At 72.1% G+C, this 13666-nt stretch carries 16 protein-coding genes and 1 tRNA gene; 13 read left to right on the forward strand and 4 right to left on the reverse strand.

Annotation, left to right across the window (positions count from 1 at the left end; genetic code table 11):
• The first annotated feature begins 40 nt into the window (after positions 1-40).
• From nhaA to hisS, 3 genes are read left to right on the forward strand one after another with little or no spacing between them, the layout of a single operon-like run.
• Complete coding sequence (gene nhaA, locus E4V99_RS11305) at positions 41-1192, forward strand: Na+/H+ antiporter NhaA (protein ID WP_135117335.1); 1152 nt, start codon at positions 41-43, stop codon at positions 1190-1192.
• The gene (locus E4V99_RS11310; protein WP_135117336.1) at positions 1153-1884 is read left to right on the forward strand and encodes a MazG family protein; all 732 of its coding nucleotides are present in this window, start codon (positions 1153-1155) and stop codon (positions 1882-1884) included. Before nhaA ends, E4V99_RS11310 begins: the two co-directional genes overlap by 40 nt.
• A gap of 32 nt (positions 1885-1916) precedes the next feature.
• On the forward strand, positions 1917-3173 hold the full coding sequence (gene hisS / locus E4V99_RS11315; RefSeq protein WP_222707566.1) for a histidine--tRNA ligase: 1257 nt from the start codon (positions 1917-1919) through the stop codon (positions 3171-3173).
• Positions 3174-3180: 7 nt separating this feature from the next.
• On the opposite strand, the gene E4V99_RS11320 is transcribed toward hisS, so the two are convergent.
• Complete coding sequence (locus tag E4V99_RS11320) at positions 3181-3687, reverse strand: VOC family protein (RefSeq protein WP_135067774.1); 507 nt, start codon at positions 3685-3687, stop codon at positions 3181-3183.
• Positions 3688-3772: 85 nt separating this feature from the next.
• Between E4V99_RS11320 and E4V99_RS11325 the strand changes: the two genes are divergently transcribed.
• The 10 genes from E4V99_RS11325 (at position 3773) to E4V99_RS11370 (ending at position 12002) form a co-directional block, all read left to right on the forward strand.
• Positions 3773-4540 (forward strand): helix-turn-helix domain-containing protein, encoded by a 768-nt coding sequence (locus E4V99_RS11325; RefSeq protein WP_135117337.1) that lies wholly within the window; start codon positions 3773-3775, stop codon positions 4538-4540.
• Between the two features lie 59 nt (positions 4541-4599).
• Entirely contained in the window at positions 4600-5010 is a 411-nt protein-coding gene (locus E4V99_RS11330; protein ID WP_135067770.1) for a GntR family transcriptional regulator, read from the forward strand.
• Positions 5007-6020: a DUF1648 domain-containing protein gene (locus E4V99_RS11335; protein ID WP_135117338.1), complete on the forward strand. Its 1014-nt coding sequence runs from the start codon at positions 5007-5009 to the stop codon at positions 6018-6020. Before E4V99_RS11330 ends, E4V99_RS11335 begins: the two co-directional genes overlap by 4 nt.
• A 31-nt stretch (positions 6021-6051) precedes the next feature.
• Positions 6052-6732, forward strand: a complete 681-nt coding sequence (locus E4V99_RS11340; RefSeq protein ID WP_135117339.1) for an O-methyltransferase — start codon at positions 6052-6054, stop codon at positions 6730-6732.
• Positions 6733-6824: 92 nt separating this feature from the next.
• Positions 6825-8105: a phosphopyruvate hydratase gene (gene eno / locus E4V99_RS11345; protein WP_135117340.1), complete on the forward strand. Its 1281-nt coding sequence runs from the start codon at positions 6825-6827 to the stop codon at positions 8103-8105.
• Between the two features lie 32 nt (positions 8106-8137).
• Positions 8138-8638, forward strand: coding sequence for a septum formation initiator family protein (locus E4V99_RS11350; protein ID WP_240742681.1), 501 nt, complete (start codon positions 8138-8140; stop codon positions 8636-8638).
• Between the two features lie 54 nt (positions 8639-8692).
• The gene (locus E4V99_RS11355; protein WP_187270462.1) at positions 8693-9211 is read left to right on the forward strand and encodes a DUF501 domain-containing protein; all 519 of its coding nucleotides are present in this window, start codon (positions 8693-8695) and stop codon (positions 9209-9211) included.
• Complete coding sequence (locus tag E4V99_RS11360; protein WP_135067760.1) at positions 9208-10479, forward strand: S8 family serine peptidase; 1272 nt, start codon at positions 9208-9210, stop codon at positions 10477-10479. Before E4V99_RS11355 ends, E4V99_RS11360 begins: the two co-directional genes overlap by 4 nt.
• 26 nt (positions 10480-10505) lie before the next feature.
• Positions 10506-11903, forward strand: a complete 1398-nt coding sequence (locus E4V99_RS11365; RefSeq protein ID WP_135071322.1) for an FAD-dependent oxidoreductase — start codon at positions 10506-10508, stop codon at positions 11901-11903.
• 26 nt (positions 11904-11929) lie between these two features.
• Positions 11930-12002 (forward strand) — tRNA-Leu (locus tag E4V99_RS11370).
• Positions 12003-12056: 54 nt separating this feature from the next.
• Here the strand turns inward: E4V99_RS11370 and E4V99_RS11375 are convergent.
• The 3 genes from E4V99_RS11375 to E4V99_RS11385 are packed head-to-tail and all read right to left on the reverse strand — an operon-like array spanning position 12057 to position 13647.
• Positions 12057-12338 (reverse strand): DUF6510 family protein, encoded by a 282-nt coding sequence (locus E4V99_RS11375; protein WP_240742680.1) that lies wholly within the window; start codon positions 12336-12338, stop codon positions 12057-12059.
• A complete protein-coding gene (locus E4V99_RS11380) occupies positions 12335-13057 on the reverse strand; it encodes an FAD-binding oxidoreductase (RefSeq protein WP_135067758.1) in 723 nt (240 codons plus the stop codon). Before E4V99_RS11380 ends, E4V99_RS11375 begins: the two co-directional genes overlap by 4 nt.
• Positions 13054-13647: a sulfite oxidase-like oxidoreductase gene (locus E4V99_RS11385; protein WP_135067756.1), complete on the reverse strand. Its 594-nt coding sequence runs from the start codon at positions 13645-13647 to the stop codon at positions 13054-13056. The genes E4V99_RS11380 and E4V99_RS11385 overlap by 4 nt, the downstream gene beginning before the upstream one ends.
• Positions 13648-13666: the final 19 nt, after the last annotated feature.

Raw genomic sequence — 13666 nt, forward strand, 5'->3', positions numbered from 1 at the left:
CCCGGTCGCCGCACCGGGATCCGCCTCGTCCGGAGGTGCCATGTCCGTCCTGCGCTCGGCTCGCCTGCCCGCCGCGATGCTGCTGGGCGCTGCCGCGGCGGGGCTCGCGGTGGCGAACTCGCCGCTGGGTCCGGGGATGCAGGACGTCCTGCACCTCGAGGTCGGGGCGCCGGGACTGTTCACCCTGTCGATCCACCACTGGATCGCCGACGGGCTGCTGGCGCTGTTCTTCTTCGCCGTCGCGGTGGAGCTGCAGGTCGAGCTCACGCGCGGTCAGCTGAACTCCGCCCGCAAGGCGCTGCAGCCGGCGATCGCCGCCGCCGGCGGCGTGCTCCTTCCGATCGGCATCTTCCTCGGCATGGCCGGCGGCGGGCCGTCTGCGCCCGGATGGCCCGTGCCGACGGCGACCGACATCGCCTTCGCGCTGGGGGTCCTCGCCGTGGTCGGCCGCGGCCTGCCCTCCTCCGTGCGCGTGTTCCTCCTGGCGCTGGCGATCCTCGACGACATCGTGGGGATCGTGCTGATCGCGGTGCTGTTCACCACGGGCATCGATGCCGTGAGCCTCCTGGCAGCCCTCGCTCTCGTCGTCGTGTTCGGCGTGCTCAGCCGTCAGCTGGGGGGACCCCGGCACGTCCTGATCTCGGTCGTGCTGGTCGTCCTGGCGGTGATGACGTGGGTGCTCGTGTCGCGCTCCGGCGTGCACGCCACGATCGCCGGCGTCGCGCTGGGACTGGCGATGTCGCAGGGCCCTGCGCGGCGGACGCGGCACGCGCTGGAGCCATGGGTCAACGCGCTGGTCCTGCCGCTGTTCGCCTTCACCGCGGCGCTCGTGGTGATCCCCGCCGTGCCGCTGACCGATCTCTCCCCGGCGTTCTGGGGGGTGTTCGCCGGCCTCGTGGCGGGCAAGCCCGTCGGTATCGCTGTGTTCGGATGGATCGCCCAGCGCACCGCCGGCGCCGGTACGGCGCGGCTTCCGCTCGCCGACCTCCTCGCGGTGGGCGCGCTGGGCGGCATCGGCTTCACCGTCTCCCTCCTGCTGGCCGAGCTCGCTTTCGCCGATCAGCCCGCACTCCGCGACCAGGCGACCCTCGGAGTGCTGGCCGGTTCGCTCACCTCGCTCGTCCTGGCCGTGATGCTCGTATCGTGGCGGGCATGGCACTACCGGAAGACCACGCCCGCGGCGCAGCCGTAGATCCGCTGCGCGAGGCGGCCGACACGATGCGGGCCGTGCGCGACCGCTGCGTCTGGACCCAGCGGATCGATCACCGCGCCCTCGTGCCGTACCTCGTGGAGGAGAGCGCGGAGGTCATCGACGCGGTGGAGGCCGGATCCCCCGACGAGCTGCGTGAAGAGCTCGGCGACCTGTTGTGGCAGGTGCTGTTCCACGCCGAGATCGCGTCGCGGGATGCGGCGCATCCCTTCGGCATCGACGACGTGGCGCGCGGGCTGACGGAGAAGATGGTGCGGCGGCATCCGCACGTCTTCGGCGACGCGGTGGCGACCACGCCCGAGGAGGTGCTCGTGCACTGGAACGCCGCAAAGGCGGCGGAGAAGCGCGAGCGCACGAGCGTGCTGGACGGGGTGTCGTCGCACATGCCGTCGCTCGCGCTCGCGCAGAAGCTCCTCGGCAAGGCCGCCCAGGTGGGCGTCGACCCCGTGAGACACCACTCTTCGGCTGAGACACCGGGCGATGCCGGGGGTCTCGGACAGGATGTGGTGTCTCACCCGGCGAGCGAAGCGGAGCTGGGCGACGCGCTGCTGGGGCTCGTCGCGCTCGCCCGCGCGCAGGGATGGGACGCGGAGCGTGCGCTGCGCGAACGGCTCCGGATGCTGACGACCGACGTCCGCGCGGCCGAACAGGCGCGGCGCGACCTGGAAGAATGAGGTCCGTGCCCTCCGTCACCCCACCGCGCGGCATGCGCGACTTCCTGCCCGCCGACAAGGCCCGCCGCGAGCGCGTGCTCGCCGTCATCCGCGAGCGCTACCGCGCCCACGGGTTCGACGAGATCGAGACGCCCGTGCTCGAGGAGTACGCGCGCCTGCACTCGGGCATCGGCGGCGACAACGAGAAGCTCGCCTTCAACGTGCTCAAGCGCGGGCTCGACGCCGACGCCATCCGCGCGGCCGCCGACGACCCCGCCGCCCTCACCGACCTCGGGCTCCGCTACGACCTCACCGTGCCGCTGGCGCGGTTCTACGCCAGTCATCGCGCCGAGCTGCCGACGGTCTTCCGCGCCGTCCAGATCGCCCCGGTGTGGCGCGCCGAGCGCCCGCAGAAGGGCCGGTACCGGCAGTTCATGCAGTGCGACATCGACATCATCGGCGACGCCGGCGGCCGGGCCGAGGCCGAACTGCTGGTCGCGAGCCTGGACACCCTCGACGCCCTGGGCCTGACCGGCGGCACGATCCGCATCAACGACCGCCGGGCGCTGGAGTGGATGCTGGGGAGCTTCGGGTTCACCGCCCAGGAGCGCCCGGGCGTGCTCATCACGATCGACAAGCTCGACAAGATCGGCGCAGCCGGGGTCGCCGGCGAACTGCGCGAGCGCGGCGCGACACCCTCCGCCGTCGACGCGTTCGCGGCGTTCCTGGAGCGCCCGCGGACGCTGGAGCACCACCCGTACGGCGAGCGGCAGATCCGCGCGGCGCTCCCCGAGGGAGCGCCCGACGACGTCGTCGCGTGGCTTGTCGCCCTCGGCGATGCCGTCGGGGCCGCGCGAGCGGACGCCGACGTGCCGCTGCAGTTCGATCCGTTCCTCGTGCGCGGCATGGGCTACTACACCGGCACGATCTTCGAGCTCGCCCACCCGTCGGTGTCGTACTCGCTGGGAGGCGGCGGCCGTTACGACGGCATGATCGGCCGGTTCCTCGGCCAGGACGTGCCCGCCGTGGGCTTCTCGATCGGGTTCGAGCGCATCGTCGACCTCGTCGCCGAGCGCGAGGACGCCGCATCCGCCGCCGTCGTGCTCGTGCACGACCGTGATGTCGCCCCTGCCGAACTGGTCGCGCTCAAAGCCGCGCTCGTCGCCGATGGCCGCCGCGTGCGGCTGGAGCAGCGGACGAAGAACCTCAAGGCGCTGCTCGAGCGCGCCGCCGCGGACGGTTATGCCGCCTTCGCCACGGTCTCGCCCGGCGCCACGGTCGGCGACCTGGAGATCCGCCCGCTGTCGTGAGCCGCGCTCACTCCGCCCCGCCGGACGCCGCCCACTCGGCGACGCGGCGGGCGCTCTCCTCCTCGGTGAGGTCCTCCACGCGGCTCATGACCGACCAGCGCACGCCGAACGGATCGCGGATGCTGGCGAACCGGTCTCCGGAGACGAACGTCGAGGGCTCCTCGCGCACCGCAGCCCCCGCCGCTGCCGCCCGCGCGACCACCGTGTCGACGTCGGCGACGTACACGCCCATCGAGTAGCACGCGGCGTCGCCGCCGGGCGGGGGCACCGTGCCGTACTGCGGTGAGGGCTCTCCGAGCTGCAGCAGACCCATGCCGAAGTCGAGGCCGGCGTGCACGACGACGCCGTCGAACTCGGTGACGTCGGTGATGCGGGCGCCGAAGACGTCGCGGTAGAACTCCAGCGCGTCCTTGGCCCGGGGGACGACGAGGAACGGCGTGAGGCTCGTGGCGGCGTTCGGACGGCCGTCGGTGGTGTGGGCGCCGGTGACGCCGCGGGTGTCTGTCGTGGTCATGCCGCCATCGTGCGCCGGACGCGGGCACGCGGTCTTGCATATTCGCGACACCTCACGTGTCGGGGCGGGTCGCTACCGTGTCGGCATGGCCGACCGCACCCGTGGTGTGCTCTTCCCCGAGCGTCTTCCGCGACTGGACCGCGTGGCGCCGGGGGACGCGGTCGGGGCGGTGTCGTGGTTCTGGGTGCCGCAGTGGGATCTGCCCGCCGGGGTGGTCTCCCGCCAGCCGATCCTCGCGTACCCGGCGGCGAACCTCGTGGTCCAGGACGGAGAGGCGCGCCTGTGGGGTGCCACCACGCGGGTGGGGGAGCGGGTGCTGCAGGGACGCGGATGGGCCGTGGGCGCGCTGCTGCGCCCGGCCGCGCTCACCGACGCGCCGAGCGCCCTCGTGGACGACTCGCGTCGACTGGACGAACCGGGCCTCGTGCGTGCGGTGGGCGCAGCCATGCCGGATGTTCCGGCCGCGTGCGCCGTCATGGCCGCGTGGGTCGCCGACCGGGTCGGCCCCGTCGAGGGCGAGCGGGAGCTGGCCAACGACATGGTCGATCTGCTCTCCTCCGATCCCGCGGTCGTGCGGGTGGAGGACGCGGCCCGGCGCCTGCGGGTCTCGGTGCGGACGGTGCAGCGGCTCGCGCACCGGACGGTGGGGCTGCCGCCGGCGGCGATCATCCGGCGCCGGCGCCTGCAGGAGGCCGCCGCGCGCATCCGGGAGGACCCGACCGTGCCGCTGGCGCTGGTCGCCGCCGACGCCGGGTACGCCGATCAGGCCCACCTCGCGCGCGACTTCCGCACGGTCCTCGGGCTGACCCCGTCGACGTATCGGCGCACGCGCACGCCACCGGCCCGCGGTTGACGTCGTGCCCCGTCGCGGATCGCGAAACGCGCTTGTTCTATTCCTCCTAGAATTGGGCCATGCTCATCCGGATCGACCCGCACGCCGGCACGCCGCTGTTCGCGCAGATCGCGGCGTCCGTGCGCGGCGAGATCGCGGCCGGGCGCGGCCACGCGGGCGAGCGGCTGCCGTCCGCGAAAGAGGTGGCTCATTCTCTCGGCGTAAATCTGCACACCGTGCTGCACGCCTACCAGGACCTGAGAGACGAGGGGCTCATCGAGCTGCGGCGCGGTCGGGGTGCGGTCATCACGCCGGCCGCAGTGCGGCTCGCCGACCTGCGTGCCGACCTCGCCGACCTCGTCGCCCGCGCCGCCGCCGAAGGGATCGGGGCCGACACGCTCGCCGCCCTCGTGAAGGAGCTTGCCCCGCACCCCACGGTGGCACGAGCCCGGACGGAAACGAGCGAGCCGAACGAGAGGAACGCCTCATGATCCGCCGCCCGGACCAGGCCCGTCGCCGCTTCATCCTCGTGGGCATCGTGGTGCCCGTCGTGATGTCGGCGATCGCCGCGATCGTCCAGACGGCGCTGCTGCCGTCGCTGCCGGAGACCGTCGCGATCCACTGGAGCATGACCGGCGAAGCCGACGGATTCGGGCCGGCATGGTCGTTCCCCGTCCTGACTCTCGCGATGGGCGCCGGACTCTCCGTGCTTCTGGGCGTTACGGCGCTCGCGAGCGAACGCGCGGCCCGGCGCGCCCACGCGCGCACGGGTGGCGTGGGCGGTCAGACCCGCTTCCTGGGCGCGCTCGTCCTCGGCACGGTGACGTTCCTGAGCGTGCTGCCGACGGCGCTCGTCATCACGCAGGCGACCGCGGCGGAGCCCGACGTGCCGATGGTGGGTGCCCCGTTGCTCGCGGGGCTTGCCGCCGGGGTCGTCGCGGGGCTCGCGGGGTGGTTCGCGCAGCCCGCCGCCGCGCGTGAGGACGTTCCGTCCGATCCCGTCGAGCCGCTGCCCCTCGGAGCGGACGAGAGCGCCGTGTGGGTGCGCACCGCCACGACCTCACTCGCCCCGAGCGTGGTGCTGGTCGCCGCCGCCCTGCTGGTCCTCGGGATCGGCGTATGGCTCGTGGCGACGGGAGAGGGGTCCGGGTGGATCTCGCTCGCCCTCGGCGTCGTCCTGACGCTTCTGGTGGGCGGAGGCCTCGTCTACCGCGTGGTCGTCGACGACACCGGCCTGACCGTGCGGACCGTCGTCGGGCTGCCGCGCTGGCGCGTCGCCCCGCACGACATCCGCGAGGCCGAGGTCGTCTTCGTCAACCCCGTCGGAGAGTTCGGCGGATGGGGGTGGCGCTGGACGCCCGGCCGGTTCGGCATCGTCACGCGCGCCGGCGAGGCGATCCAGGTGACCAAGCGCGACGGGAAGCAGTTCGTGGTCACGGTCGACGACGCCGAGACGGGCGTGGCCCTGCTGCAGGCCGTCGTCGAACGCACGCAGGCTTGACCGCGCGCGGCGGCATGGGAAGTGTGGAGGGATGACCGCACCCACCGCCGACGCCTGGAACCGCCTCGACGCCTACCTCTCCGACACCCTCGTCGGGCACGACCCCGACCTGGAGGCGGCCATCGCCGCGCAGGAGGAGGCAGGCCTGCCCGCCATCGAAGTGGCGCCGGTGAACGGCAAGTTCCTGCACCTGCTGGCGCGGATCAGCGGCGCCCGCCGTGTGCTGGAGATCGGCACCCTCGGCGGCTACTCCACGATCTGGCTCGCGCGCGCCCTCCCCGCCGGCGGGCGTGTCGTCTCGATCGAAGCCGAACCGCGCAACGCCGCCATCGCGCGGGGAAATCTCCAGCGGGCGGGTGTGGCCGATCGGGTCGAGGTGCGGGAGGGGCGCGCGGCCGATGTGCTGCCGAACCTGGCGGGCGAGGAGCCCTTCGACCTCGTCTTCATCGACGCGGACAAGGAGTCCAACACGGTCTACCTCGACTGGGCGGCACGGCTCGGGCGGCCGGGAACGGTCGTCGTCGTCGACAACATCGGCCGATCCGGTGAGGTCGCCGATCCGCACAGCCGGAACTCCCAGGTGACGGGCACGCAGCGCGGCCTGGAGATGCTCGGGTCGGATCCCCGCTTCGACGCGACGGCCCTGCAGACCCTCGATCGCAAGGGCTGGGACGGCGTCGCGCTGGCGATCGTGACGGATGCGGCGGGCTGACGGCCCTGTGCCGCCACCGGTGGATCACTAGACTCGACCCGGACCGACGATGCTCCGCTGAAACCTCACCCCCAGAACCTAGGGAGTCCTTCGTGGCACTTATCGAGGCTGTCAACGCGCGCGAGATCTTGGACTCGCGCGGAAACCCGACCGTCGAGGTGGAGGTGCTGCTGGACGACGGCATCGTCCAGCGCGCGGCCGTCCCGTCCGGCGCATCCACCGGCGCCTTCGAGGCCTACGAGCTGCGCGACGGAGACAAGAGCCGCTACGGCGGGAAGGGCGTGCTGAAGGCCGTCGCCGCCGTCATCGACGAGCTCGGCCCCGCGATCGAGGGCGTGGAGGCGAGCGAGCAGCGCATCGTCGACGAGATCCTCATCGAGACCGACGGCACCGAGAACAAGTCGCGCGCCGGCGCGAACGCGATCCTCGGCGTGAGCCTGGCGGTGGCCAAAGCGGCCGCCGACAGCGCCGACCTGCCGCTGTTCCGCTACCTGGGCGGACCCAACGCGCACCTCCTGCCCGTTCCCCTGTTCAACGTCATCAACGGCGGCGAGCACGCCGACAACGGCATCGACATGCAGGAGTTCTTCCTCGCTCCGATCGGCGCGTCGAGCTTCGCGGAGTCGCTGCGCTGGGGTGCGGAGGTCTACCACGTCCTCAAGGGCGAGCTGAAGGCCGCCGGCTACGCCACGGGCCTCGGCGATGAGGGCGGTTTCGCCCCCGACCTGCCCAGCAACCGCGAGGGCCTGGAGTTCCTCGTCCGCGCGATCGAGAAGGCCGGCTTCACCCCGGGCAGCGAGATCGCCCTGGGGCTGGATGTCGCCGCCACCGAGTTCTTCACCGACGGCGTGTACCGCCTCGACAACCGCGACTGGACTGCCGACCAGCTGACCGACTACTACATCGAGCTCGTCGACGCCTTCCCGATCGTCACGATCGAGGACGCCCTCGCCGAGGACGACTGGGAGAACTGGACCGCACTGACGGAGAAGCTCGGCAAGCGCGTGCAGCTGGTGGGCGACGACCTGTTCGTCACGAACCCGCAGCGCCTGGCCGACGGCATCGCCCGCGGCGCCGCCAACTCGCTCCTGGTCAAGGTGAACCAGATCGGCACCCTCTCCGAGACCCTGGACGCGATCGACCTGGCTCACCGCTCGGGCTACACCACGATGCTGTCGCACCGCTCCGGCGAGACCGAGGACACCACGATCGCCGACCTGGCCGTCGCAGTGAACTCGGGGCAGATCAAGAGCGGCGCGCCCGCGCGCAGCGAGCGGGTCGCGAAATACAATCAGCTTCTGCGCATCGAAGAGGAGCTGGGCGACGCGGCGGAGTTCGCGGGCCGCTCGGCCTTCCCGCGCTACACCGCGTAAGCGACACGAAGCCACGACGAGAGGGGGAGGCCGTGCCCACAGGACCGGCCTCCCCCTCTCGCACGTCCGGACGCGACCGCGTCGACGTCCGCGGATGGCTCGGCGGCATCCGCCTGTCCGGGTTCATGGTCATCATGCTCGGGCTCGTCGTGCTGGCAGCCTTCGTGCTGGCGCCGACGGTGGGCACCTACCTGGATCAGCGGCAGCAGATCGCTGCGCTACAGGAGGCGGTCGCCCTCAGCGAGAAGGAGGTCGCCGACCTCGAGGCCCAGCGCGAGCGGTGGACCGATCCCGCGTACATCACGACCCAGGCGCGCGAGCGGCTGTATTACGTGCGCCCGGGCGAAGTCGTGTACCTCGTCGACAACGACCTGCCCGCCGCGGCGGTGCCGCAGGAGGAGGACAAAGTCACCGACGACGTCGCCGTGACACGCACCGACTGGATGTCGCAGCTGGTGCGCTCGGTGGCCACCGCCGGTCTCGCCCGCACTGCCGCGCCGACGATCGGCGTCCCGGCGCCACCGGCTCCGTGACGTCGTACGACCGTCTCCAGCGCCTTCGCAGTCGCTCGCGATAATCTGGCGAGGATGAGCACGCCGACCCTGCCGCCCGCCAGCGACGCCGACCTCGCGGTCCTGCACGAACAGCTCGGCCGGCCCGCCCGCGACGTCGTCGGCATCGCGGCGCGCTGCGTGTGCGGCAACCCCGTCGTCGTGGCCACGGCGCCGCGCCTGACGGACGGCTCGCCGTTCCCCACCTTCTACTACCTCAGCCACCCCGGCGCGACCGCGGCGATGTCGGTGCTGGAGGCCGATCACGTCATGCGTGAGTTCGCGGCGGAGCTCGACGAGGACGAGGAGCTGCGGGCCGCCTATCAGCGGGCCCACGAGTCCTACCTGCGCGACCGGGCCGCCTATGGGGAGCCCGCCGAGATCGCCGGGATCTCGGCGGGGGGCATGCCCACGCGCGTGAAGTGCCTGCACGCCCTCGCCGGCCACGCCCTGGCCGCGGGGCCGGGCGTGAACCCCATCGGAGACCGGGCCCTCGAACGCGCCGGCTGGTCGCTGCAGCGCTGCACGTGCGCGAATCCCGGGGCATCGGGATGAGACGCCTGTGGGCCGCCGCCGCCGCGCTGGCCGTCGCCGGCAGCCTGACCGGGGCGGCCGTCGTGCCCGAGGACCCGACCGATCCGGTACGGGCGGGGGAGTACTGGCTCGACCAGTACGGTGTGCGTGACGCCTGGCAGACCACGCGCGGGGCCGGTATCCGCATCGCTGTGATCGACACGGGGGTCGGCCGCGACCCCGTCGAGTTCGCCGGTGTCGTGGACGGCACGGATGTGTCGGAACTGGGCAGCCCCGACGGCCGCACACCCATCGGCGGGATGAACGCCAACCACGGCAGCTGGGTCGCCTCCCTCGCGGGGGCGCGCGGCACCGGCGAGGGGCGCGGCATGATCGGCGTGGCGCCCGAGGCGGAGATCCTGTCGGTGTCCATCGACATCTCCGGGCGCGAGGTGCCCGTGCGCGACCAGATCGCGCAGGCGATCCGCTGGTCGGTGGACAACGGCGCCCAGGTCATCAACATGTCGCTCACCACCAACACCCTGGACTGGGACCCGTCGTGGGATGAGGCGTTCTCGTACGCATTCGACAACGACGTCGTCATCGTGGTCGCGGCGGGAAACCGCGGCAGCGGTACGACGCGCGTGGGCGCCCCGGCGACCATCCCCGGCGTGCTCACCGTCGGCGGCGTCGATCCCTCCGGCACCGCCAGCGTCGACGCATCCACGCAGGGCATCACGATCGGGGTCTCCGCGCCCAGTGAACGGCTCATGGGCGTCTCGGCCGACGGCACGCTCGTGCAGTGGAACGGCACCAGCGGCGCCGCGCCCATCGTCGCCGGCATCGTGGCCCTCGTGCGCTCCGCCCACCCGGGGATGGATGCGAACAACGTACTCAACCGCATCATCAGCACTGCGACCCCGGCCGCCGGGGCCACCTCGCGCCCCGATCTGCTGTACGGATACGGCCTCGTCAACGCCGCCGCCGCCGTCAGCGCACCGGTTCCGCCGGTGTCGGCGAACCCCATGGGTGACCTTGCCGAGTGGATCCGGCTCTACCGGCGCGCCGATGCGGATCCGGTGCCGCAGCCCACGAGCGGACCCGTCGAGGTGCCCCCGCTGGCGGCCGCGGAGGCGGCCACGGAGCCGCCCAATCCGCTCCTGCCGACCGAGGAGTCCCTGCGGTACGGCAGCCTGCCGCTCGCCGCAGGCACCATCGCGTCTATAATGGTCGTGCTCGGCCTCACCGCTGCTGCCCGGCGCATCCGATTGGCACGCGAGTCTCGCACGCCGAGCCGTCCACCCACCTAGGAGTCCCTTCCACCGTGACCAGCACCGTGCCCAGAATCCTCATCGTCGGTGGCGGCTACGCAGGCTTCTACACCGCGTGGAAGCTCGAGAAGCAGCTCCGACGCGGCGAAGCAGAGGTCACGATCGTCGACCCGCTGCCGTACATGACCTACCAGCCGTTCCTTCCCGAGGTCGCCGCCGGCTCGATCGAGCCGCGGCACGCGGTGGTGGCCCTGCGCCGCCACCTGCGGCGGACCACCGTCATCGCGGCGAAGGTGACCGGGATCGACCACGCCCACAAGGTGGCCACGATCACCCCGATCGCGGGCGAGCCGTGGCAGCAGGAGTACGACCAGATCGTCGTGACCGCCGGTGCCGTCTCGCGAACCTTCCCCATCCCGGGCATCGCCGAGAACGCCATCGGCCTGAAGACCATCGAAGAGGCCGTCGCCGTGCGCGACCTGCTGCTGTCGAACTTCGACAAGGCGGCCGTGCTTCCTCCCGGCCCCGCACGCGAGCGTCTGCTGACGGTCGTGGTCGTCGGTGGCGGGTTCGCGGGCATCGAGGCGTTCGCCGAACTGCGCTCCTTCGCCTCCTCGCTCCTGAAGCGGTACCCGCAGCTCTCCTTCGACGAGACGCACTTCCACCTCATCGAGGCCATGGGCCGGATCATGCCCGAGGTGTCGCTGAAGACGAGCGAGTGGGTGCTCAAGGACCTCGCCAAGCGCGGCGCCTACGTGCACCTGGACACGCAGGTCACCGGCGCCGTCGGCGGCAACGTCGAGCTGTCCTCGGGTGAGACGATCCCCACCGACATCATCGTGTGGACGGCCGGCGTCATGGCCAACCCCACCGTCGTGCGCGGCGGAGACCTGCCCGTCGAGGAGCGCGGACGCATCCGCACGCGCCCCGACCTGCGCGTGGGCACCGCCGAGGAGATCGTCCACGGCGCATGGGCGGCCGGCGACGTCTCCGCCGTCCCCGACCTGACCGGCGGGGGAGTGGGCGGATACTGCGTCCCCAACGCCCAGCACGCGGTGCGTCAGGGCAAGCTGCTCGCGAAGAACATCACCGCCGTGCTGCGCGGCGAGGAGCCCAAGGAGTACTTCCACAAGAACCTCGGTGCCGTCGCGGGCCTGGGCCTGTACAACGGCGTGTTCCAGTCGGGCAAGATCGCGATCAAGGGCTTCCTGGCGTGGATCGCCCACCGCGGCTACCACGGCCTGGCGATGCCGACGTGGGAGCGCAAGTGGCGCGTCCTGTGGGGCTGGTGGAACAACCTCTGGCTCGGCCGCGACATCGTCAACCTCGAAGCCGTGCAGACCCCGCGTCGTGTGTTCGAGGAGTTCGCCGCGCGTCCGCGTCCGGCGCAGGCCCCGGCCGTCGAGGAGAAGAAGCCCGCCGCGAAGTCCGCCGCGAGCGAGAAGGTCGCCGCGCAGGGCTGACCGCTACGGTGGGAACGGAGGCACCGGCCCCCGTAGCCCAATGGCAGAGGCAGGCGACTTAAAATCGCTTCAGTGTGGGTTCGAGTCCCACCGGGGGTACCGTCGCACCGCCCCGCGAACGTGGGCGGCACGGTCGGCGGAGCCGGAGCCGGGCTAACGGGGGAAGCGCATCTCCACGGCGCCCATCCGCACGACGAGCTCGTCCGGCTCCTCGGTGAGGGTCAGGAGCGTGTGCGTGCACGATCGGCACCGCACGAGCGCGGACGCGGGCTCCCGTTCGACGACCGTCTGAGCCAGCACGAACCGCGAACCGCAATGCCCGCAGGTCAGCGGCAGCGCCGTCGCGTCCACGGCCAGGGCGCCGGCGAGCATTCCGGCCAGAGCATTGCCGTCCACCACGCGCACGGGTCCGGGGGGATCGGATCCGACCATCATGCACCTCCGAATCGTTCGGTCCGCACGCGGGCCGGGTCGTGACCGAGCTGGACGAGGGCGGATGCGACGGCTTCGACGAACCCGGTCGGCCCGCACACGAACACCGCGGGCGTCTCCTCGACCGGGGCCGTGGCGGTGCGCAGATCCGCGGCCGTGACGCGGCCCACCCGCCCTCCCCACCCCACAGGGGCGCTGCGCGTGTAGACCCACGTGAGCGCCACGCCCGCCGCATCCAGCCGCTCCACCTCTGCGCGGAACATCGCGTCATCGGCTGAGCGCACCGAATACAGGAGGCGGAACGGTGCCGTGGACGCCGAAGCGGCCCGGGCGCGGGCCATCGCCAAGAGGGGCACGATCCCGGAGCCGCCCGCGATCAGCTGCACGGGTGAGGGATCGTCGGCGTGCCACACGAAGAACCCGCCGAGGGGCCCCTTCACCTCCAGCTCGTCACCGGGGCGCACGTCGTGGACGAGATAGGGCGACACCTCCCCGTCCGCGACCTCGTCCACACCGAGCTCGACCTCCTCGCCGGGCCCGGAGGACGCGATCGAGTACGACCGCACCGCCTGATAGCCGTCCTCGGCCGTCAGGCGCAGATCCAGGTGCTGCCCCGGGAGGTTCCCCGGCCAGCCCGGCACCCGCAGTCGGAGGATCCGCGCGGTGGGCGTCGCGTTCTCCACGTGCGCCACCTGGGCCGGTGACCAGCCCCCGACGATCACCAGTAGCGTTCCTCGCGCCACGGATCGCCGTGGAGGTGGTAGCCGTTCTGCTCCCAGAACCCGGGGTCGTCGTGGTTCTGCATCGTGAGACCGCGCACCCACTTCGCGCTCTTCCAGAAGTACAGGTGAGGGACCAGCAGGCGGGCAGGGCCGCCGTGCTCGGGATCCAGCGGAGCGCCGTCGAACTCGAACGCGACCCACGCCTTGCCATCGGTGAGATCCTCCAGCGGCACGTTGGTCGTGTAGCCCCCGTACGAATGCGCCATCGCATACTCGTACTCCGTCTCGACCTCGGCCAGGAGCGTGTCCAAGGACACCCCGCGCCAGGATGTGCCGAGCTTGGACCAGCGCGTCACGCAGTGGATGTCGGTGGCGACCTCCTCGATGGGCAGGGCCAGGAACTCGTCCCACGTCCACGTGCGGGCCGCTCCGTGCTCGTTGCGGATCGTGAAGGACCACTCGTCGGTGGGGATGCGCGGGGTGGGCCCTGCTGAGAGGACGGGGAAGTCCTCGGTGAGGTACTGCCCCGGCGGCAGATCCGGCGCCGATTCGCGGCGCCGGGCGCCGAATCCTCGCGAGAACACAGCCATGCGGACCTCCCGGATCGGG

Origin of the sequence: Microbacterium sp. dk485 (assembly GCF_004570445.1) — a bacterium.
GTDB classification, from domain to species: Bacteria; Actinomycetota; Actinomycetes; order Actinomycetales; family Microbacteriaceae; genus Microbacterium; species Microbacterium wangchenii.

Excerpts from the sequence above, each read along its gene's own strand:
- E4V99_RS11360 (WP_135067760.1), top strand. The coding sequence starts at position 9,208 with ATGAGACGCCTGTGGGCCGCCGCCGCCGCGCTGGCCGTCGCCGGCAGC.
- nhaA (WP_135117335.1), top strand. The coding sequence starts at position 41 with ATGTCCGTCCTGCGCTCGGCTCGCCTGCCCGCCGCGATGCTGCTGGGC.
- E4V99_RS11325 (WP_135117337.1), top strand. The coding sequence starts at position 3,773 with ATGGCCGACCGCACCCGTGGTGTGCTCTTCCCCGAGCGTCTTCCGCGA.
- E4V99_RS11320 (WP_135067774.1), bottom strand. The coding sequence starts at position 3,687 with ATGACCACGACAGACACCCGCGGCGTCACCGGCGCCCACACCACCGAC.
- E4V99_RS11385 (WP_135067756.1), bottom strand. The coding sequence starts at position 13,647 with ATGGCTGTGTTCTCGCGAGGATTCGGCGCCCGGCGCCGCGAATCGGCG.
- E4V99_RS11355 (WP_187270462.1), top strand. The coding sequence starts at position 8,693 with ATGAGCACGCCGACCCTGCCGCCCGCCAGCGACGCCGACCTCGCGGTC.
- E4V99_RS11375 (WP_240742680.1), bottom strand. The coding sequence starts at position 12,338 with ATGATGGTCGGATCCGATCCCCCCGGACCCGTGCGCGTGGTGGACGGC.
- E4V99_RS11340 (WP_135117339.1), top strand. The coding sequence starts at position 6,052 with ATGACCGCACCCACCGCCGACGCCTGGAACCGCCTCGACGCCTACCTC.
- E4V99_RS11310 (WP_135117336.1), top strand. The coding sequence starts at position 1,153 with ATGGCACTACCGGAAGACCACGCCCGCGGCGCAGCCGTAGATCCGCTG.
- hisS (WP_222707566.1), top strand. The coding sequence starts at position 1,917 with ATGCGCGACTTCCTGCCCGCCGACAAGGCCCGCCGCGAGCGCGTGCTC.
- E4V99_RS11335 (WP_135117338.1), top strand. The coding sequence starts at position 5,007 with ATGATCCGCCGCCCGGACCAGGCCCGTCGCCGCTTCATCCTCGTGGGC.
- E4V99_RS11330 (WP_135067770.1), top strand. The coding sequence starts at position 4,600 with ATGCTCATCCGGATCGACCCGCACGCCGGCACGCCGCTGTTCGCGCAG.